The sequence below is a fragment of the Pseudoduganella plicata genome, from assembly GCF_004421005.1.
Taxonomy (GTDB): domain Bacteria; phylum Pseudomonadota; class Gammaproteobacteria; order Burkholderiales; family Burkholderiaceae_D; genus Rugamonas; species Rugamonas plicata.
The window spans coordinates 1,068,906-1,087,576 of the sequence record NZ_CP038026.1; the positions used below are offsets into that span (position 1 = coordinate 1,068,906).

At 66.1% G+C, this 18,671-nt stretch carries 16 protein-coding genes and 4 pseudogenes; 15 read left to right on the forward strand and 5 right to left on the reverse strand.

Features of this window, described 5'->3' with window-relative positions; translation table 11 throughout:
* Positions 1–123: 123 nt before the first annotated feature.
* Entirely contained in the window at positions 124–1,011 is an 888-nt protein-coding gene (locus E1742_RS04560) for a LysR family transcriptional regulator (protein WP_134383754.1), read from the reverse strand.
* Between the two features lie 111 nt (positions 1,012–1,122).
* On the opposite strand from E1742_RS04560, the pseudogene E1742_RS04565 reads away from it, so the two are divergent.
* Positions 1,123–1,987: pseudogene (locus E1742_RS04565) on the forward strand (SDR family oxidoreductase).
* A 71-nt stretch (positions 1,988–2,058) separates the two neighbouring features.
* Positions 2,059–2,505 (forward strand): annotated as a pseudogene (locus tag E1742_RS04570) (AtaL-like protein); the annotation flags it as partial.
* Between the two features lie 36 nt (positions 2,506–2,541).
* Here the strand turns inward: E1742_RS04570 and E1742_RS04575 are convergent.
* Positions 2,542–3,648, reverse strand: coding sequence for a helix-turn-helix transcriptional regulator (locus E1742_RS04575; protein ID WP_134383756.1), 1,107 nt, complete (start codon positions 3,646–3,648; stop codon positions 2,542–2,544).
* Positions 3,649–3,894: 246 nt separating this feature from the next.
* On the opposite strand from E1742_RS04575, the gene E1742_RS04580 reads away from it, so the two are divergent.
* The 5 genes from E1742_RS04580 (at position 3,895) to E1742_RS04600 (ending at position 8,976) form a co-directional block, all read left to right on the forward strand.
* Positions 3,895–4,173: a hypothetical protein gene (locus E1742_RS04580; protein ID WP_134383757.1), complete on the forward strand. Its 279-nt coding sequence runs from the start codon at positions 3,895–3,897 to the stop codon at positions 4,171–4,173.
* Between the two features lie 9 nt (positions 4,174–4,182).
* Positions 4,183–5,472, forward strand: a complete 1,290-nt coding sequence (locus tag E1742_RS04585) for a hypothetical protein (protein ID WP_134383758.1) — start codon at positions 4,183–4,185, stop codon at positions 5,470–5,472.
* A gap of 33 nt (positions 5,473–5,505) precedes the next feature.
* Positions 5,506–5,820, forward strand: a complete 315-nt coding sequence (locus E1742_RS04590; RefSeq protein WP_134383759.1) for a hypothetical protein — start codon at positions 5,506–5,508, stop codon at positions 5,818–5,820.
* Positions 5,817–6,908 (forward strand): radical SAM protein, encoded by a 1,092-nt coding sequence (locus E1742_RS04595; protein ID WP_134383760.1) that lies wholly within the window; start codon positions 5,817–5,819, stop codon positions 6,906–6,908. Before E1742_RS04590 ends, E1742_RS04595 begins: the two co-directional genes overlap by 4 nt.
* Positions 6,909–7,242: 334 nt before the next feature.
* Positions 7,243–8,976 (forward strand): hypothetical protein, encoded by a 1,734-nt coding sequence (locus E1742_RS04600; RefSeq protein ID WP_166793423.1) that lies wholly within the window; start codon positions 7,243–7,245, stop codon positions 8,974–8,976.
* Between the two features lie 186 nt (positions 8,977–9,162).
* On the opposite strand, the gene E1742_RS04605 is transcribed toward E1742_RS04600, so the two are convergent.
* Positions 9,163–9,492 carry a hypothetical protein gene (locus E1742_RS04605; RefSeq protein WP_134383762.1) on the reverse strand — a complete coding sequence of 110 codons (330 nt, stop codon included), beginning with the start codon at positions 9,490–9,492 and terminating at the stop codon, positions 9,163–9,165.
* 46 nt (positions 9,493–9,538) lie between these two features.
* On the opposite strand from E1742_RS04605, the gene E1742_RS04610 reads away from it, so the two are divergent.
* Positions 9,539–9,946 (forward strand): FAD-dependent oxidoreductase, encoded by a 408-nt coding sequence (locus E1742_RS04610; protein WP_134383763.1) that lies wholly within the window; start codon positions 9,539–9,541, stop codon positions 9,944–9,946.
* Between the two features lie 86 nt (positions 9,947–10,032).
* On the opposite strand, the pseudogene E1742_RS27350 reads toward E1742_RS04610, so the two are convergent.
* Both E1742_RS27350 and E1742_RS04615 read right to left on the reverse strand, forming a co-directional pair.
* Positions 10,033–10,349 (reverse strand): annotated as a pseudogene (locus E1742_RS27350) (hypothetical protein); the annotation flags it as partial.
* A 494-nt stretch (positions 10,350–10,843) separates the two neighbouring features.
* On the reverse strand, positions 10,844–11,512 hold the full coding sequence (locus E1742_RS04615) for a hypothetical protein (protein ID WP_134383764.1): 669 nt from the start codon (positions 11,510–11,512) through the stop codon (positions 10,844–10,846).
* 376 nt (positions 11,513–11,888) lie between these two features.
* On the opposite strand from E1742_RS04615, the gene E1742_RS04620 reads away from it, so the two are divergent.
* The 7 genes and pseudogenes from E1742_RS04620 to E1742_RS04645 all read left to right on the forward strand — a co-directional run bounded on the left by E1742_RS04620 (position 11,889) and on the right by E1742_RS04645 (position 18,637).
* Positions 11,889–12,455, forward strand: coding sequence for an RNA polymerase sigma factor (locus tag E1742_RS04620; protein ID WP_134383765.1), 567 nt, complete (start codon positions 11,889–11,891; stop codon positions 12,453–12,455).
* Positions 12,448–13,389, forward strand: coding sequence for a FecR family protein (locus tag E1742_RS04625; RefSeq protein ID WP_166793425.1), 942 nt, complete (start codon positions 12,448–12,450; stop codon positions 13,387–13,389). Before E1742_RS04620 ends, E1742_RS04625 begins: the two co-directional genes overlap by 8 nt.
* Before the next feature lie 133 nt (positions 13,390–13,522).
* Positions 13,523–14,128: pseudogene (locus E1742_RS26640) on the forward strand (hypothetical protein); the annotation flags it as partial.
* Positions 14,129–14,173: 45 nt separating this feature from the next.
* Entirely contained in the window at positions 14,174–15,844 is a 1,671-nt protein-coding gene (locus E1742_RS04630) for a TonB-dependent receptor (RefSeq protein WP_229466525.1), read from the forward strand.
* Between the two features lie 104 nt (positions 15,845–15,948).
* The gene (locus tag E1742_RS04635) at positions 15,949–17,139 is read left to right on the forward strand and encodes an MBL fold metallo-hydrolase (protein ID WP_229466527.1); all 1,191 of its coding nucleotides are present in this window, start codon (positions 15,949–15,951) and stop codon (positions 17,137–17,139) included.
* 138 nt (positions 17,140–17,277) lie between these two features.
* Entirely contained in the window at positions 17,278–17,580 is a 303-nt protein-coding gene (locus tag E1742_RS04640) for an ArsR/SmtB family transcription factor (RefSeq protein WP_134383769.1), read from the forward strand.
* Positions 17,581–17,641: 61 nt separating this feature from the next.
* Positions 17,642–18,637 carry a zinc-dependent alcohol dehydrogenase family protein gene (locus tag E1742_RS04645; RefSeq protein ID WP_134383770.1) on the forward strand — a complete coding sequence of 332 codons (996 nt, stop codon included), beginning with the start codon at positions 17,642–17,644 and terminating at the stop codon, positions 18,635–18,637.
* The last annotated feature ends 34 nt before the right edge of the window (positions 18,638–18,671 follow it).

The window sequence follows — 18,671 nt, forward strand, 5'->3', positions numbered from 1 at the left end:
ATTCCAGAAAACGCAAAAAGAGGCTGCTGGCCGGCGCAGTAAAAACAGAAAGCCCCGCCGTGGCAGGGCTCGACACATGGGCGGCAGCGAATCCCGGATTATACGCACTTGGCGACCGCCATTTCACGTGGCGCTCATGCAGGCCGCCAGTTCGTCCGTCGTGCCATTGGGAAACACCGTCTTCAGCAGGTCCAGAAACGCCGCCACGCGCGGGCTCAGCAGCCGGCGCGACGGGTACAGCGCCGAGATGGCGATTTCCGCCGCGTCCAGCTCACCCCACTGCAGCAGGCGCCCGGCAGCCACCTCGCGGCTGACGAGCGACACGGGCAGGCACGCGGCGCCCACGCCGGCCACCACGGCGTCGCGCACCATCACCAGCGACGACAAGCGCAGCCGCGGTTCGATGGCGATGCGCGCGCCGTCCTGCAGCGTCCAGGCCGCGGCACCGCCGCCATCAGCGCGGAGGACGGCGGCAGCCGGTTCGTCGCCCAGCGGCCGCGCGATGCCCGGGTGGGCCACGACCGCCAACCGGTCGCGCAGGATGATGCGTCCGACCAGCGTCGCATCCGGGTCGGGATTGACCCGGATGGCCAGGTCGTAGCCTTCCTCGACCATGTCCACGGCGCGGTCCTCGGTGGTGATTTCCAGCCGGACGTGGGGGTAGGCCAGCGCGAAGCGGGCGGCCAGTTTTCCCAGCGCCATCTGCGCGAACAGCAGCGGCGCGCTGATGCGCAGCCGGCCGCTGACCGCGCTGGCGCCGGACTTCAGGGCCGTCACCGTCTCGTCGATCTCCAGCAGCAGCGGTGCCATGCGCGCATGGAAGACCTCGCCCTCCTGCGTCAGCTTCAGCGTGCGCGCGCCCCGCTCCAGCAGCCGTACGCCCAGCGCCGCTTCCAGTTCCAGCACGCGGCGCGACAAGGTCGCTTTCGGCCGGCCGCTGGCACGCGTGGCGCGGCCGAAGCCGCCATGGCGGGCCACCAGGTTGAAGTCGGCCAGCGCGAGCAAGTCCAAGTGTATTACCTGTGAGACGGAGCGCCCAATTCTACAGGCTATCGGAACGTTCGTGGGACGCCTACCATGCAAAGCGCCAACCGACACTTTTCACCTGCCAGGAGCCACAACATGACCATCCTCGTTACCGGTGCCACGGGCACCGTCGGCCGCAACGTCGTCGCCCAGCTCGTCCAGCGCGGCGCCAGCGTGCGCGCCCTCGTCCGGACTCTCGCCATGGCTAACCTGCCGGCCGGCGTGCACGCCGTGCAGGGCGACCTGCTGGACGTCGACGCGCTGCGCGTGGCATTCGACGGCGTCTCGACGCTGTTCCTCCTCAACGCCGTCGTGCCCGACGAAGTGACGCAGGCGCTGCTGGCCCTGAACCTCGCCCGCGACGCCGGCGTGTGGCGGGTCGTGTATCTGTCCGTGCTGCACGCCGACCGCTACGTCAATGTGCCCCACTTCGCCGGCAAGTTCGCCGTCGAACGGATGATCGAGCAGATGGGCTTTTCGGCCTCGATCCTGCGTCCGGCCTACTTCATGGACAACGACCTGGCGGTCAGGGACACGGTGCAAGCCTACGGCGTATATCCGATGCCGATCGGCGCGTGGCGTGGCGATGATGGACGCACGCGACATCGGCGAGATCGCGGCCGTCGAGCTGCTGCGCCGCGACGCCGCCGGCGCCGACCTGCCGGTCGAGCACCTCGACCTGGCCGGCCCGGACCCGCTGACGGGCAACGACGCGGCCGCCATCTGGACGGAGGCGCTGCGCCGCCCGATCGCCTACGGCGGCGACGACACGGCCGCATTCGAACGGAACCTGCGCCACGCCATGCCGGCCTGGATGGCCTACGACATGCGGCTGATGGCCGAACGCTTCCAGGGCGACGGCATGGTCGCGGGGCCGGGCGCCGCGGGCCGCCTGGTCGCCCTGCTGGGCCGACCGCTGCGCAGCTGCCGCGCATTTGTCGCCGACGCCGTTGCCGCCTGAGCTTTGCCGACCTTCACCGATTTGCCCCATCAAGGAGACCCGTCATGATCCATTCGACCGCAACCGTTGCCGTCAATCCGCAAGGCGCAGTGCCGCTGACCCGCGCCGAGGCCTGGCAAGGCCTGGTGCTGAAAGCACGCTACGCCCGCCTGTTCCTGCCGCCGGGCCTGTGCACCCGCTGCGACGTGGTGGCAGAAAGCGCCACGCACAACGTGCGCGAGGCCACCATCGGCGGCAACGCCATCCGCGAGCTCATCGCTTTCGAGCCGGCAGCGAAAGTGTCGTTCTTCCAGGCCGGCGGCCCGCGCGAGGGCGTGATCGTCAACGAACTGTTCGAGGATGCCGGCGGCGCACTGCAGCTGCGCTTCTACTGCTACACGGGCCTGCGCGGCAAGGCGCCGGGCGGACCCGAGGAACAGGCGGAGCAGACCTGGATGGACAGCGACCAGGGGTATCGGACGGCGCTGCTGTCGACGTTGCAGCGTACGCGGGCGCTGCTGGCGGAGGGCAGCCTGTGATGCCGGCCGCGCCGCGCCAGCGGCGGCCCGAAGGACTCACGTCCGCCTGACCTCCGCGCCCCCGTCCACGGGCGTGCAGATCGAGCCGGCGCCGATCAGCAGGCGGACCAGGTCGGCCTGCCGGTCCGTGCCGGTCTTCTGGAAGACCGACCTGATCTGGCTCTTCGCCGTGTTGATCGACAGCCCCGCCTCCGTGGCGATCTGTGCCAGCGTCGCGCTGCGGCTGCCGACCATCACGGCAAGACGCGCCTCGGCCGGCGTCAGGTCGAACATGCGCTGCAGGCATTCCGCGGACACCGGTACACAGCGCCCGGGATTGGTCAGCACCAGTAATGCGTCGGCCCGCGCGAACAGGTCGTGGGCCGCGCCGGCGAGCGGCAGCACATGCAGCACGCGGATCGGGCCCGGTCTGGCCCGGATGGGAATCGAGCAGCCGGAAAAGTCCTTGGCGCGCAGCCGCGCCAGCGCACCGGCGAACTGCTGCTGGGCCCGCCGATGCTGCAGGCACAACGCGCGGCCGATTTCGCGGAACGTCGTCCCCAGCTCATCCTGGAAGCGCAGATTGGCCGTGACCATCGCTCCCCTCGCATCGATCACGCATGCCGCCGCGCCGATCGCCTGCAACGCTTGCACGTGTCCATGCATCGTCTGCAAGCGAAACTGGTCCGCCAGCTGGATGGCCCGTGCCAGGTGAGGACGCAGCGCATCGAGCGCCGGCACCGCGGCCCGCGCCGCATCGTAGTCGCAAAACCCTTCCACCGACAGCATGATGTCCTCGCCGGCGAGACCGGGTACGTACGTGCCGGCGGCGGCGGCAAAGCCACGCGGGCGCATGAACTGCTCGCACACGGGATCGTGCAGCAATTCCTGCTCCGACATTACGTCCAGTTCGGTCACGAAGCCGGGACGCCCCAGCGCACGCACCCTGGCCGGGCGCTCGTTCCGGCCCATCCATTCGCCGCTCAGGAACTCTTCCATGAAATCGGCCGCCGCGCCACCGCCGCGCCAGCAGGTGCCGTCGGCCGCCAGCGTGAACAGCAGCGCGCCCCTGGAGTGGAAACGCTCCCCTACCTCCTCGAGCAAGGACGGCCATTTCTCGGCAATGATGGCCGCTTCGTAGATTTGCTGGATCAGGCTTTCCATGGTGTCCCCCGTCGCGCCACAGATTGGACAGTATTCCACGATTTCACCCGTTCGGGTGTTGTTTGCCGCGCCTGCGAAAGGTCTCATGACACGTAGGCAGTGACCAGTCCTTGCTGCCGGCGCCGACAGCGTTTCGGTCGCGCGCAGCGCCGCGCGAATGTGGCCCGGGATGAACGGACGCGTTCGCGGTGGTGACCAACCTCTACATGCCGTCACAAACGGCCCTGACTACCAGGGAGATGAACCATGCCAAGACCAAGCAAACTGGACACCGTCGTAAGCATCGTCGACCAAGCATTGACGGATGCGGGCTACCCACGTCCGAAACGCGGGGAGGACACGCCGATGCGCAAGGTACTGTCCGATGAACTCGACAAGCTGGCGATCATCCTGATGGCCATCAGCAAACGCCTGCGCGACAACAAGCCGTCGTACACGTTCCCCGTCGATTACGCATTTTGCGAAAAAGCGCTGGAATACGACGAGATCGATCTCAGCGCCGCCGTGGCAGCGCGCACGAGCTAGGGGGCCGCCATGACGCTTCGAGACCGCACCGTGTCGCGCCATGCGATGCTGGGGTGCGCCACCCTGGCCCTGGCCGTCCTGCCGCCGGCCCTGGCCGGCGACGGCTTTTACGACCGCAAGAAGCTGTGTACAGCTGCGGGCTACGTGGACAAGGAGGCGCTGGCGAAGCGGCTGGTGGAGCATGACCGCATCGGCTCGACCTTCCGCAATGCGGTGCCGCCGGCCGCCGCGGCCACGAATGCCGGCCTGCTCGCCGCGCTGATCCGCATGGGAGACTCGCCATGCGACACCATCGGCACATGCAGCGAGGAAGAGCGGCTCGACTCGGATGGGTTGATGGCGCGGCTGGTGACCTTGTTCGCGTATCCGCCAGCGGAATTTACCCTCGCGAAGGGCGTGACGAAGGAGAATTTCTTTGCAACGCCCAACGATGTGAATCCGCTGCTGTGCGTGGCAACACCAGCACAGAACGCGGCCGGCGGCAAGGCGAGCTGGCTGGCGGCCCTGCGCGTGCGCGGCCATCCGGACGATCTCGTCATCTCGCAGCAGGAAGCGGAATTCAAGGCTGCCAAGCCGGCCGTCTTCAGCGTCGATCGCGATGAGCTTGCCGATACCCGCACCATCAGCAGCAACGCGTATCTGGGCATCCTGGGGCAGGAGCGGCGTGAGGACATGACGAAGACCGCATGGCTCGGCTACCTCGGCATGGCGCGCAGCAGCACGCGCGTGGACGGCACGGAAGATCCGGACCGGAAACTCAACCAGCTGCATGCCGGCATCATCTTCGACCGTCACCATGCGGGGCGCTATCGCCTGGCGCTTCGGCCCACCTATTTTCACGATCGGGTGGATGGCACGCGCGTCGCAGCGGTGGATGCGGTCTATACGCCGTACTGGCCGCTGACGGACAACAAGCTGAGAGCCAGCACGAACCTGCTCATCAACTTTCCCGCGTTCGCCATCAGGCCGGTCGTGAAGGCAAAGCTGCATGCGGGCCATTTCACGAACCGCTCGCGCGATCCCGACATCGCCGCCTACCAGGAAAACTATCTGCGCGCTGGTGGCGTGCTGGGAGCCGACCTTTTCGCCGCCAACCTCCCGGTCGAATATCACTTCAGCTATACGGGCCTGGCGAGACTGCGCGGCCCGTCCAGCATCCACCACGTCACGCATGCGCTGGGTCTCAGCCTGGACCCGAACGACTACACCAGCCTCGTACTGGACTATTCGCGCGGCACCAACGAGGAAACGCTGCTGCGCGAGAAACGCTGGAAACTGACGTTTGCGTTCCGCTATTAACCGCACCGACCACACTACCGACAGGAGAACGCCATGGCATCATCCGACGAAAAAGAACTGCTCCGGGCGGCGCTCAGCACCCGCTTTGCGCTGCCCGACGATACGCTGACGAAGGTCATCGACCAGCTCGGCAGCCTGCACCTCGACAACGTCACGCTGGCCGATCTCACGCCTGCGGCCAGCACCACGTCGAAGGCGCTGGTCGCACAGTACGATGTGCCGCCAGAGCGGCTGGCGGAGATCATCGCACTGGCGGGCAAGCTGCATGACCTCAAGGACATCACGATCTTCCCGCAGGGGATCGTCGCGCCACGCAACTGGCGCGTCAACATCGGCATGCGGACATGATGGACGGTTCCGCCAGGGGTCCGGGCCCCGTCGGCGAGCCGACGCTGCACTTGCACCCTTTGCGCCGCTGCAACCTGGCGTGTGCCCACTGCTATGCGTCGAGTTCGCCGCACGCGACGGACCGGCTGGAACCGCGCGCGGCGCTGCAGGCGATCCGCCAGGCTGCGCGATGGGGTTACCGCCGACTGGCCATCTCGGGCGGAGAGCCGCTGCTGTACCCATGGTTGGGCGAACTGGTCGACATGTCGGCCGGGCTCGGCATGCGCAGCGCGATCGTGACGAATGGCCTGCTGGCGGGCCGCGGCGACAAACTGGCCGTCCTGAAGCGCTGCGACACCGTCGCGGTCAGTATCGACGGACTGGCGGCCGCGCACGACGCATTGCGCGGCCGGCCGCGAGCGCTGGCGGGCGTACTGGCGGCACTCGACTCGATGGTCGATGCCGGCATCCACGTCAGCGTCGTGTGCGGCGTCAGCCGGCTCAATGCCAGCGAAATCGAGGAGATCGCTGGCATTGCAAGCAGCCACGGCGCCAGCGCGCTGCAATTGCATGTGGTGTCTCCGTCCGGACGCGCACGCGACAGCATGCTGTCGCACCTGCTCGGCGAGCGGGGCATGCAGGAGCTTTACCTGGTCGCGCGGGTGCTCGCTGGCCTGTACAGGGAGAGCATGCACGTCAGTGTCGATCTCGTGCACCGTGACGTCGTCGCGGCATTGCCCGGCCTCCTCTACGGCATGCCGGTCTCACATGCGGCGCAACGCGCGCCTGCCGAAGTGCTGGGTGTCCTGGTCGTGGAGCCCGACGGCAACGTCAATCCCGTCTGTTTTGGCTTTGGCGCGGCGTATGGACTGGGACACTTGGGCAGCGCGGGACTGGCGCCGCTGTGGACACCATGGGTCGCCGGCCGGTATGAACGCCTGACCGCGCTGGGCGGGCAATTGTGGGAGCGGGCCCGGCGGCGCGAAGGCGCGTCGCTGCTCAATCCCAGCGACGTGCTCGGCCAGGCATCGCAGGGCCCGCCCGTATCGCAGGCAGCCGTCCGGCTGGCGAGGCCCTCGTGCGTGACGGCCGCGGACGGCGCGTACTAGCTGCGCCACCGGACGACTTGCCGTCCAGGTCGCCCTGCGACGGCTGCCCGGCCGGCGCTCGGGTCCAGCCGCTGCGGCCGCACGGCTGGACGTGCCGTCGCGCTGTCGACAGTCTTGACAGTTCTTGGATGAAAGCCACCTTAACTGGTTGATTCACTGCAAATCACCACCGCGGCACGATTTTCGCTTGAGCTTCCACGTCCGCCCGGGGCGCGTGGCGGCACCAGACCGGCCCCACCGATGCCGATGTCGGGCGGGTCGGCCGCCCTGGCTTCGCCGGGTCGATCGAGCGGAACGTCGTGCGGCTTGCACGCGTGTTCTTATGGAGACGAATATGACCAACGCAACGGGTAGCAGCTATTTACGGTATGCAGGCGTGTTACTACTCATCGCCCTGTCGCTCGGCATAGCGCGGCTGATCGGGGGCGTGCCGGACCTCTCCGGCCCCGACAAGTGGATCAGTCCTGCCAGCTCATTGTGCCTGCCAGCGGCGGAGATTCCAGCTAACACCCTGGTCACGCTGGACACGGCACCGCTGGCCACGCCCGCGCCCGCAGGGGCCGCCGGCCGGGGCGCACCTGCGTTCATGCTGGACGTGGTCGCCAGCGCCGATACCGCGCTGCAGTTCAAGTCCTTGAACGGTACGACGGACAACGCGCAGGTGGCCATCGGTGGCAACGCGCTGCGCGTGACAGGTACGACGGCTGGCCTGCAGTTCAGGGCCAGGGGCGGCGACCCGCGCCTGCTCGTCGTTCACGCGGGCAAACAGTACACCTTGCAGCGCGCCGCCACCTTCACGGCGCCGCCCGATGCCGCGTACGACATCCGGATCGCCGCTGGCGTCATGGCGCAGTACAAGGACGGCAAGTACCTCGTGGCGCCAGGCACCGTGTTGGCAAGCGTCGCGCTCGATGCGTCCATGGCGTTCACGACCACCCAGCCGCTGTCGACGCAACGTTTCGTTCCCTACCTGCCCGCCACGCTGGTCGGCAGCCAGGCAACAGGTAAATCGGGTTTGACGACGTTCTCGTTTGCGGCCAGCCAGTGGAGCGCGCCGCCTGACGCGACCAGGGACGGATTCGTGGCCTGCGCGCTCTCGGCCAACAACGTGTGGCGGCGCCTTCCCGCCAGCACCGGATCGGACGGTGCGGCCACGGTCACACTCGAGCGCGACAAGGTGCCCGAGCATGCACTGCATCACGACGTGGAACTCATCCTGCTAGGGGCGGATGGCACACCGTTGGGGCGCGGCGGCATCCGTCTCTATCATCGCCTGTTCGCAGCCGCGATTTCCGTCGTGCTGACATTGGCGTTCCTCTGGCTGATCACGCGTGCCCGCGCCCAGCAGCGCGGCAGCACGGACGGGGATGGCATGCTGACCGGCCTGATCATCGGCGCGGACGGCGAGGCCAGCCTGTCGCTGTTCCAGATCTTCTTCTGGACCGTGCTGACGGTATGGGCATGCTTCTACGTCTTCGTCGTGGCGGGCGACCTGATCAAGCTCACGGAAGACATCATGGGATTGCTGGGTATCGCGGGTGCCGGTTCCGTACTGGCGCGCTGGGCAGCCGTGACCGCCACGCCGGCAGCCCCCTCCCCGGCCGGCGCGACGACATCGCCCTTCTGGTCGATGCTCGATACCAAAGGCCGCTTCGACCTGCTGAAACTGCAGCTGTTCGTCTTCACGCTCCTGATCGGATTGTTCGTCATCTGCAGGATTGCCGACACGGCGGCGTTCCCCGATCTCGACGACAACACGCTGCTCCTGCTCGGCGTCAGCCAGAGCGTCTACATCTTCGGCAAGTTCGCCGCCAATTCCGACAGCCCCCGCCATACCGACCTGCTGGCGGCAAGAACCGAACTCGACCTGCTCGAAGCGGGCAAGTCTAGGCAAACCGCGAAAAAGACGGAACTGGAAACCCAGGCGGCGGCCGAGGCGGACGCGCAGAAGAAGCAGCTGCTGGCGGACCGGATCGCAGCGGTGGATAGAGCGCTGGCCGATCTCGACACCCGGCTCCTGGCGGCACGGGAGCGCTACAACACGCTGCTGGACGGGGCCAGGGTCTAGGGCCGGGCGGCCGGGCGTGCGGTGGCGACTGCCGCTGTGCGCCTGCCGCCGCTGGCTGGCGGGCCGGGCGGTTGCGCGCCCCGAAGGCGTGCACGCGGTTCGTTTCGCGATTGCCCGCCGCGGCGCTCTGCTGGTTGTCCCCTATCCATTCATGTGGCCGACGCCCTGCAGCTCGCCGGGCGCAGCTTACCGCCGCGGCGCCGGTGCGGCGCGCGGCTGGCCGACGACGTACAGCGTGGCACCCTCCTTCGACACGACGTAACGGATTTCGCACACTTCCGGCACCCGGCCGAACGACCTGCCGTTGACGTACACCGTGCGATCGCGCAGTTCCACCTTGTCGCGATCCACCACGGCGATGCCGACGCGACCCGTGATTGTCGCGACGTAACGCCCGCCGCTGGGGCCGGCGGCGGCTGTGCTGCTGTCGCCGTTCCCCGTCGTCGGTCGGGTGGGCTGGGCGTCGGCGGGCGCGCAGCAGCTGGCACACGCTAGCATCAGGAAGAGAGTTCGCATCGTTTCGAGGAGTGTGAGTTGTCGCGGCATGGGCGCATTCTAGCGCGTGCCGACCGCCGCAAAATGCGCAGAAGATCACACGCCTGGCGCGGGGTGGTCACCGGCGCTGCCGGCCTTTATTCTGGAAAGCGAGACCTTGCCCGTGCTTCGCCCGATCTACGCACTGCCGGTGGGCTTGCGCTGGCACCGGGTGCCTGGCGTTACCCTGGTCGGCGACGCGGCCCATCTGATGTCGCCCTTCGCGGGCGAGGGAGCGAACCTGGCGATGGTGGACGGTGCCTCGCTTGCCCGGGCGATCCTTGAACATCCTGGCGAGGTCGATGCTGCGCTGGACACCTACGAACGGGCGCTGTTCCCGCACAGCGCCAAAATAGCCGCGGCTTCTGCGCGCAATCTGGAGAGGTTCTTCGGGGAGGCGCCCTGGAGCGTTGTTTGCCTCTTCGGCCGGGCGTGAAGCATGATTTTTGTCGGCACCTAACGCGCGTTCTAGTTGCCCTTAGCGCCCATGGTCCGGACCGGCGCGCGTACCTCATCCTAAGCGGCCAGCAGCGCCGACATACTGGCGATAAACTGCTCCAGCTCCAAGTGCTTCCGGGGAAGTATGGCGCCGCTTCAGTGCCGGGCTTGAGCGTCAGCAGCGCCTGCGCATCGGCCTCCAGGTTCTGGACCTCTTCAATGACGAACTCGGCCCTGCGGCACGAACGGCTTGACGGTGCCGCGGTCGATCGAGCGCAGGCCGAACGGCGCAGGTGCTAAGCCGTCGCCCAAGTGGCGAATCTGCTCGTTGGCGATCACGGTTAAGTTGTCGAACTTCACCTTGAGACGGAGCCTGTGGAGCAATTGACTTTGATTTCTATGTGGGGTTCCCAGAAATACGCGTAATAAATGCCGGAGGCCGCCGGGTGGTCGAGCAGAAATTTATATAGCAACTGTCGTTTGCCCGGGTCGCTCAGGATTGAAGCGATGGCTGGCGAAATAGTGTTGTCGCTTTCGTGCCATTCTTTAACGCTCTGAGTGATATTCATTAAGCCTGTAGAGCATATAGTCATAGGTTGTCCATCGGTACCGAATTCTGAGTAGGCCCCTATTCTCATGCTGGTAAGCAGTGAGCGCAGTAAGGCTAGCGTCGCAATGAGGTCAGGGTTTTTGAAGTCCGTTGTAATGATGGTCATGCTACGGAGTGTGAAGTACGGTTATTCCCAGACGGATCAGCGCCGGTCTCATGAAATTGCATGCCAAAGGGTTTGAAAGTACCGATTCGCATAAAGGACTAGTATGCCCCCCAGCCTCTCGTAGGGCACTAAGCCACGTAGACCTATCGATAACCGATCTCGGGTCGCTTTGTTTATCGCTATTTCGAAGCGGTCGGCAGTCCCTCGGCCCACCGGCGCGCGGATGCATCCAGCGCCCGCCGGCGCTCCGCGGCCACCAGCGGAATCAGACGCGCCCGCGCCGTGCGGGCCGAGGCACAACCGGCAGCGCGGTCGCGCCGCTCGAACTTGCGCTTGAGGACGCAATCGTATTCGTACACCGCCGCCGCGTCCTCGTAAGCCCCTTCCAGGTACTGGGGCAGATCGGCGGCATAGCGCAGCACCAGTTCCGCCGCAGCACCCTTGTGCCCAACGCCGAACGCACCAGCCTGGTGACCGTACTTTGCCGCCTGGTTCAGGGCCCGCCACGCCGCCGGATGCTTACGGATGTTCGGGATCCCCGGCGGCAGGTGCGTTTCCGACGTGCCATCTGCGGAGCTGACTATCATGCCCCAGTCATCGTCGCCGGTGATGACCTCCTGGTGGCAGGCCAACCGGTTGCTGGCTTCGATCGCGCGCAGGCGGATCGCTTCGCGATCGCCCGCTTCGGCACTCTTCTGGTTGTCCCTCGCCCATCCCTTGTAGGCGGCGTTGTGCTTCTTGCCGATCAGGACGTCGCAGTCGCTCAGGTCCAGGTCGGCCGCTTGTGCGCTGACGCAGCACAGCGCTGCGAGCATCAGGGAATACGGCAAGTGGCGCGTGGTTTTCATCGTGTGTTCTTCTTTATGGTTAAGACAGCCGGCATTTGACCCACGCCGTGCCGCCAGCGTCCCGCGGCCGGGCAAGGTAGACCCTGACCTAAGCCGACCGGACACAGCTCGGTCGTGGGGGCTTGTCGTAGGGGTGCCGTTTGCACGGTGCAGGGCGGCCTGCTGTACATCCACCGACACCGCGGCAGGAGGCACTGCGAGAAGCGGGGCTTATCGAAGCATTCCGACCGACAGCGCGAAACACGGTGTCCGATGCGAGGACCGGGGCTCCATCGTCATGACCGGGTCACATTCTTACGGCAAACTTCCAGCCCACGTCTTTTTTTCCCACACCGATACCGGATTTCTCTCCCCGATCCGTCGAACCCTGTAACACATGCCCACCGATCTGGACGACTGGTTCATCCGCGAAGTGCTTCCCGTGGAGCCCTTCCTGATGCGCTACCTGCGCAGCAACTGGCGCGATGCCGGCGACTGGCCGGATATGCGCCAGGAGGTGTACGCACGCGTGTACGAGGCGGCGCGCAATCGGTTGCCCGAGCAGCCGGGGGCCTTTGTCATGGCAACGGCGCGCAACCTGCTGATCGACCGGGCCCGCAGGAATATGGTTGTACCGATGGACTCATTCGCGCAGATCGACGACATGGGCGCCGACGAGCTGACGCCTGAACGGCACGCAAGCGGACGGATGGAACTGGGCGTGCTGGTCGAGGCGCTCGACGCCCTGCCGCCGCGCTGTCGCGAAGTGGTGGTCATGCGCAAGGTGGATGGCCTGTCGCAGCGCGAAGTCGCGGCGCGGATGGGCATTGCGGAAGACACGGTGGAAAAGCAGATTGCCAAGGGCATGAGGGCCCTGGCCGATGCACTGTTCGCGCGCGGCATCGGCCAGGGCATCGTCAAGCTGGAACGCAAGCTGCGCAGGAAAGGCACGCAAGATGAATGAAACGAGGAATGACGCGCAGATCATCGAGGAGGAAGCCGCGCGATGGCTGGCGTGCCAGGATGCCGGCACCTTGACCGGCGCGATGCAGGAACAATTCGACACCTGGCTGGAAGCCGACACGCGACACCGCGTCGCCTGGCTGCGCCTGCGCGCAGCATGGACGCAGGCCGACTCCCTCTTACGCCGGGAGGCCGCCAACGGCGCGCAATCGGCGGCACTGCCGCGCTTTTCCCAATGGCGCATTGCGGCGGGCGTGCTGCTCGCCATTGCGCTGGGCGCACAGCTGATGTGGATGTCCGGCGGTACCGGCCCGCAGCAATACGCCACCCGCATCGGCGAGAACCGTGTTGTGGCCCTGGCGGACGGCTCGCGCATCATGCTCAATACGGACAGCCGGTTGCGCGCGGCGCCAGATGCGGCACGCAAGGTCTGGCTTGACCGGGGCGAAGCCTACTTCGACATCGCGCACGACCCTGCCCATCCGTTCATTGTCGAGGCGGGCGACAGCCGCGTGACGGTACTGGGGACGCGCTTCACGGTGCGCCGCACCGGCGCCGGCGTGCGCGTGCTCGTCGCCGAGGGGCGGGTCAGGGTGACGGAAAGCGGCGCGGCCGTCACCCTGACCCGCAATGAGGAAGCGGTGGCGCTGGGCGGGCGGATCGCCCGCGCCACCCGTACCGAAGCGCAGACGGGCCAGCGCCTGGCCTGGCGCGAAGGCCGCATCGTCTTCGACCAGACCCGCCTGGCGGATGCGGCTGCCGAGTTCAACCGCTATAACGAACGCCGCATCGTGGTGGCCGATCCGGATATCGCCGGTATTCGCATCGGCGGCAGCTTCTCCCCGGCCAATGTGGACGGCTTCGCGCGTCTGCTCGAACAAGGGTTTGGACTGACCGCGCGGCGCGACGGCAACGACATCCTGATCTCCAGATGATTTTCTTTTGCGGGCGGCATACCGGATTTTGCGCGTCCTGTCGTCTTACAGGGCAGCAGCACGACAACGCGCCGCAAGGCCCCTGACCCGCAAGGAAAAACATGATGACGTATCCAAGACTGCTCGGCGCACTATGCGCAACCCTGTTCTGCGGCGCGCTGCACGCCCAAACGCAAACGCTCGACATACCGGCGGGCGACCTGAAGGCGGCGCTGGACCGCTATGCAGCGCAGACCGGCGTGCAGCTGCTGTATCGGCCGGACGATGTGCACGGCCAAAGCAGTCCCGGCGCGCGCGGCGAAATGGATGCCGAGGCTGCACTGCGGGCACTGCTGGCAGATACGGAGCTGACGGTACGCAAGGATGGCAGCAACGCGGTACTGATCTTTCGCGAAGCGGCCGCCGGCGCCACTGCCCCTGCCGCCGAAACGGAACTGACCTCCGTGATGGTGACGGCCCAGAAGCGCACGCAATCGGCGCAAGCCGTGCCGATTGCCATGACGGCGATGTCCGCCAAGACACTGGACGTGCATCGCGTGCAGGGACTGCAGGATGTGGCCCGCCTGACCCGGGCCTGCTGGTATCGGCCTTCAGTCAGGCCAACCCCACGATCGCCATCCGCGGCATCAGCAACACATTCTCGCAGATCGGCGTCAACAAGCCGGTCGGCATCTTCGTCGACGACGTCTTCATTCCCCGCAACAGCGCGGCCAGCTTCGAACTGTTCGACCTGGAATCCATCGCCGTCCTCAAGGGACCCCAGGGCACGCTGTTCGGCCGCAATGTGACAGGCGGCGCGATCGTCATCAACACACGTCAGCCCGACCCGGACGGCTTCTCGGCCGAGGCCGAACTGAGCGCCGGCAATCACGGCGAAAAGCAGGTCAGGGGAATCGTCAACGTGCAGCTCGGCGACGTCACGGCGCTCAAGCTGTCGACCTCGTTGCGCCAGCGTGACGGACTCGGCCGCGATCGCCTGACCGGACGCGAACAGGACGATATCGACAGCCAGAATTTCCGTGCCCAGATCATGACGCGCATCGCGCCGCAGCTGACGGCAACGCTGAGTGCCGACTACAGCGACGACCGTAACGGTGGCCGCACGCTGTCGTCCGACACGCTGGGCGATGACGGTGACACCCGCACGTCCGAGCTCGGCGTCGAGCAGCGCTATGCGCGCATCATCTCGGGTGCGTCCGCCAAGCTCGTCTGGCGCTTGCCCGCTGGCGAAGTTACCTCCGTCACGGCCTACCGCAAATCGCAGTCGGGAGAGGATTATTCGGGTGTGGGCGCCAGCTACACGCTGCTGACGGCAGGCAGCCAGAGCATTACCCGCGACGCCGACCAGATCGGCACCTTCTCGCAGGAGTTGCGCTACGCCAGTCCAAAATGGGCGTCCGGCGACTTCGTGGCCGGCCTGTACTATGCGAACGAAAACGGCGATCGGCAACTGGCGACGCGCGGGCTGGCCGCGCGCACTGGCGCGCTCACAGGTTCCACGCTGGCCGAGCAATCGGTAGCCAGCCGCAGCGTGGCCATTTTCGCCGACGGCGTACTGCACCTGCCGGCCGGGTTCGACATGACGCTGGGTGCGCGCTATACACGGGATCGCAAGGAGGCCAGCCTGCTGCGCACCGACCTGCTTCGCAGCGCGAACACGTTCGCCGTGAACGGCCTGTCGGAAGAATGGAGCGAGCTGACGCCTCGCGCCGTGCTGGGCTGGACACCCCGGCCAAACCTGCTGGCTTACCTGAGCGTGGCACGCGGTTTCACCAGCGGCGGATTCAATGCCGATGCGTCCAGCGTCGCTGCGTTCCGCAAGCCGTTCGACCCGGAGACCGTCAACAACTTCGAACTGGGCATGAAGTCGCAGTGGCTGCAGAACCGCCTGCGCATCAACGCTTCGCTGTTTCGCATGAAGTACAGCGACAAGCAGGAACTGGTCAACAACACGCTGACGGGCATCCTGTCGATCGTCAACGCCGGGAAGGCAACGGTCGACGGCAGCGAACTGGAAGTGGCGTGGAAGGCGGCCAGCTGGCTCGACCTGTCGGCCAACGCGGCCTGGCTGGATGGGCGCTACGACAGCTTCGTCGTCGGTACCGTCAACAACAGCGGCAACCCGCTGTCGAATTCGCCGCGCCGCCAGGCCGGCGTGGCCGCCAGCGTCACCTACCCCGTCTCGTTCGGCTACCTGGTGGGCGCGGCCAGCTATGCCTGGAAGGACAGCTACAACACGGGGGCAGCCAACGACCCGAACCTGCAGCTGCCCGCGTATGGCCTGGCCAACCTGTCGGCCGGCGTGGAGTCACTCGACCGCCGCTGGCGCCTGCTGGCGTGGGTGAAGAACGTGGGCGATACCGAATACCTGCTGACCCGTTCCACGCAGGTGGTGCGCGCCCGCTATGTGGGCGAGCCGCGCACCTTTGGCGTGAGCCTGAAGGCGAGCTTCTGATGGCCGCGCCGAACAGGGGTCGGCGCCTGCTCTTGGCTGCCCTCCCTGCCCTTCTTTTGCCAGTGCGCCTGACGGCAGCGAACCTTGTAGTTGCGCCGGACAGGGTGGGCCATGCACTGGCTCCGTGGCAGCCGGGCTGGCTCGACATCCACCACATCGCGACCGGCCGTGGCAATTCCACCTTCGTGCTGCTGCCCGACGGCACCAGCCTCCTCATCGACGCGGGTGCCTCGCTGAACGCGCTCGACGTATCGGTGGCGCCCCGCCCGGACGGCAGCCGCCGCCCGGGCGAATGGATTGCCCGCTACGCGCGCCGTCAGCTTGCGGTTGCGCGGCTGGACGAAGTGCTGGACTACTTGCTGGCAACCCACCTGCATCCCGATCACACGGGCGACGTCGCGCCCGACGCTCCACGGTCCGCGCTAGGCGCCTACAGGCTGGGCGGCGTCACGGACGTGGCCGAAGCGCTGCCGGTTCGTACGCTGGTCGATCGCGGTTATCCTGACTATGCCTATCCCGCATCGATCGCTGCGCCGTTCGCGGACAATTACCGGGCCTTTGTCGCAGCGCGGCGCGAGGCCGGGCTAACCGTCGAACGCTTCCGCGTCGGGAGCGCGCTGCAGATCGCCGGGCGTGGCCACCGACCTGCGCCCCGCGCGTTCGACGTGCGCAACGTGGCGGCCAATGGCGAAGTGTGGACGGGCCGCGACGATGCCACGCGCAAGCTCTTCCCCGACCTGGCATCGATCCCGCGCGCCGACTGGCCCAACGAAAACCAGTGTTCGGCGGCGATCCGCATCGGCTACGGTCCGTTCAGCTATTTCACGGCGGGCGACCTGACCAGCTACACAATGGACGGCGCCCTCCCCTGGCACGATGTGCTGGGACCCGCAGCGCAAGCCGCCGGTCCCGCTACCGTGGCAACGGCCGATCATCACGGCATGTTCGACGGCTTGAACGCGGGCATCGTTCGCACGCTGCGCCCGCGCGCCTGGGTGATTCCGTCATGGCACATTGCCCACCCGGACATGCTGCAACTCGAGCGCATGTTCAGCGAGCGCCTCTACCCCGGACCGCGCGACGTGTTCGCCACCACCGTCATGCGCGAAAACCTGCTCGCCAACGGCCGCCTGACGAAACGCCTGCGCAGCCATGACGGACACGTCATCGTGCGCGTCATGCCAGGTGGGGAAAGGTTCTACGTCGTCGTTACCGACAACGGCAACGAGAGCGATACTGTCAAGTCATTGACCGGTGTGATGCATACAGCCTCTGCCGCCACGCCGGACACCTGATCGGGGCAAGCTTGCGGGGTACGCGTACCGGCTATCGCGCGACGCGCTGTAGAGGCGGTTTCCCTGAGCAGCAGACCTCCGTTCGACAGAGACTGCTCGCTGGCTTGACATATCGCGAAATCTCGATATACTTCGCGCATGGACTTACTCGAAATATTCAAGGCCCTCTCGAACCGTACCCGTCTCGACATCCTGAGACGATTGAAGGATCCCGTGAACAGCTTCCCCCCGCAGGATGAAGGGGACGTTCATACGGTCGGCGTCTGCGTGAGCAGTATCCAGGAGGGAGTTGGATTGTCGCAGTCGACAGTCTCTGACTATCTTGCAACTCTGCAAAGAGCTGGCTTGATCGAAGTACGACGCATCGGTCAGTGGACCTACTACAAGCGTAACGAAGAAGCCATCAATGCCCTGGCCGAACGCATCGGCAAAGACCTGTAATTTTTTTGCTTGAACACATCTGCAGTTCCCGATATCCCTTTTTAACGAAATGAGGACGACAATGAAAGCGATGACACTTACCCGTTTTGGTGGCCCGGACGCCTTCGAACTTCGCGACGTGCCCAAGCCGACTCCTGGAGCAGGACAGGTTCTCGTCCGGGTCCACGCCACTTCCATCAATCCGCTGGATTACCAGGTACGCCGGGGCGACTACCGTGACCATGTGCCGCTTCCGGCGATTACCGGACACGATGTTTCGGGAGTGGTCGAGGAAGTCGGCGCCGGCGTGAAGGCATTTGTCCCGGGCGACGAGGTCTGGTACACGCCGCAGATTTTCGATGGCCCGGGAAGCTATGCGGAGTATCACGTCGCCGCGGAAAATATCATCGGGAAGAAGCCTGCCTCGCTCAGCCATGTGGAAGCCGCAAGCCTGACCCTGGTCGGAGGCACGGCATGGGAAGCGTTGGTCGTGCGCGCCGAGCTTCGCGTCGGGGAAAGCATCCTGGTGCATGGCGGCGCGGGCGGGGTGGGCCATGTGGCGATCCAGGTTGCCAAGGCGATCGGTGCGCGGGTCTTCACGACCGCACGCGCCGAGCAAGCCGACTTCGTCCGCAGCCTTGGCGCCGATGTCGTGATCGACTATGCGAATGAAGGTTACGTCGACGTCGTCATGCGTGAAACAGCGGGCCGGGGCGTCGACGTGGTCTTCGACACGATCGGCGGCGACACCCTTTCCCGCACGCCTGACGAACTTGCCCAGCTCGGCCGGGTGGTTTCCATTGTCGATACCCCACAGCCGCAAAACCTCCTCCAGGCCTGGGGCAAGAATGCGAGTTATCACTTCGTGTTCACCCGGCAGAATCGCGGCAAGCTCGACGAACTGAGCGCCCTGGTGGAACGTGGTCAGCTGCGCCCTCACGTCGGCGCTGTGTATTCGTTGGCCGACATTCCAAGCGCGCATGCCCGCCTTGAAAGCCGCGATAACGGCTTGCGTGGAAAAGTCGCCATCGAGGTGGTCCCGGCAGCGGATTCGAACACTCCGCTGGTTAGGTCATGAGCACTGTCAACGGAGCACATCATGATTTATGAAA